Here is a 1,759-nt window from a genome sequence, read left to right as displayed (position 1 = left end):
TTACTTGATGCTGTCAATTAATTGGGCTATTACTTTTTGCTCGTTTCGCGCGGGGATTATTACGCCATATCTAAAAAACTCGGACGATTTTTTAAATTTTTTGGGCGGTAGAAAGACCGCGACAAAAAAATAAACAAAAAAATGGAAACTCAAAACCAATAAGACAATGGTCATTATAAGCGAGACATTGTCAATTATTTTTATTATTTGGATCATTTTCTTCCCTCGTGTTTTTGATTTCTATCATTTGCGCGTTCTTTTGGGCGACAGTTAGCAACAATAGCGTTGAAATCGCTAAATAATAAATTACCAAAGTAACATCAATCAATCCATACAGTTCCAAAGACGCAATAGACATCATAATAGCCATCCCGAAAGCGCTGGGCAAGCCTTTAATTAATATTTTATATTTATAATAATAAAAATACGCAAAGGCGATAATGCCTACAACGCCTAAATTGGCGAAAATCTGCAAGGGCGTGCTGTGGAACATATACATAAAACTTCTTATTTGATCGGTTTTATAGAAAAATCCCGAGCCAAAAATAAAATGCTTTTTGAATAATTCCCAAGCTTCGTCGTATAACTCAAACCTGCCGCTGTCGTCAAAGCCTTTTAGAAACATTTTGCCAAACAACTCAAGAAACTCGTCTTTAAAAACAATAATAAGGACAGCGGCGCACAGCGCGCAAAAAATCGCATTGGCGGCGATTAAATACCTATTGGCGTTTTTTGTTTTTATTATCAAATATATGAGGTAAAACAACAGCATTGGCGTGGATATGATAATACAGCCGCGGGATTGCGTTATCCATATAGCCGCGTATGCCGAGAACGCAAACACCAAGAAAAACGCGCCGTAACGATAGCAAGCAGCAAGATATAATATAAAAGGTATGGCCATCATCAGTACGGTCGCCACGGTATTGGTATTGCCCCAGCCTATAAACAGCGTTTTGTGGGTTATAGCCAATAAGATATTATTTACTCTTAAATAGTAAGCAACCATTTGCGCGATAACCAATATCGCGACGCACAAAAAGATTTTGGATATATACTTTTTGTAATCAATGTTATCCAAAGACATAGTGTTATCAAAAAAAAGATAGCCGCCTGCAAAAGACAAGGCCAACAAAAGAACAAAGGCGACATCTTTTAGGTATTCCCCAAAACCGTAAGTCATAGTCGTATAAACAATTCCGCCGATTAAAGCCGAGAAAAAGACGGCGAGTAAGGGATAAAAAAAGTCGCCTTTTTTGAGCTTTGTCTTATAAATCAAAATATTATATATAACGGCCATTATGCCTAAGCCTAAGTAAATTGCCGTATAATAATACGATTCCTTAAAGTCAGGTATCATATAAAAGGCCAATAAAAAAATAGGCAGGGAATAAATAGAGTTTTTTTGCGTTACCATTAATATGATAAAAAACGCGGTCATAACGCCCAAGCCCAAAAACACAAGCGAAAAAGCCCATGAAATATAACAGACAAGCGTTACAGTCAAAGGAAAAAACATACTCTCCGCAAACTTTTTTACGCTTTGAGAAAATCGGGTTTGGGATAAATCGCACAGCTTCATCAAATTAACCTATAATTTTTATTAAATTATATCACAACGGGTTTTAAAAAAACAGCTTTTTTATATCTTGTATAATATGAAAATTTTATTTAAAAATCCAAGCATTTGTATTGTAATATTTTTTTTAAATTGGTATAATTAATTTATTGTTTTTTAATAAGTTATTAAGAGTTGGAG

General features: G+C 34.8%; 2 protein-coding genes. Both read right to left on the bottom strand.

The features are described 5' to 3' along the window. Positions 1-216, bottom strand: coding sequence for a hypothetical protein (locus tag GX756_00945; protein ID NLC16435.1), 216 nt, complete (start codon positions 214-216; stop codon positions 1-3). Beyond that, positions 191-1,582 carry an O-antigen ligase family protein gene (locus GX756_00940; GenBank protein NLC16434.1) on the bottom strand — a complete coding sequence of 464 codons (1,392 nt, stop codon included), beginning with the start codon at positions 1,580-1,582 and terminating at the stop codon, positions 191-193. Before GX756_00940 ends, GX756_00945 begins: the two co-directional genes overlap by 26 nt. Positions 1,583-1,759: the final 177 nt, after the last annotated feature.

Source organism: Clostridiales bacterium (assembly GCA_012512255.1).
In the GTDB taxonomy this organism is placed as follows: Bacteria; Bacillota; Clostridia; order Christensenellales; family DUVY01; genus DUVY01.
This window is presented reverse-complemented; position numbering and strand designations above follow the sequence as displayed.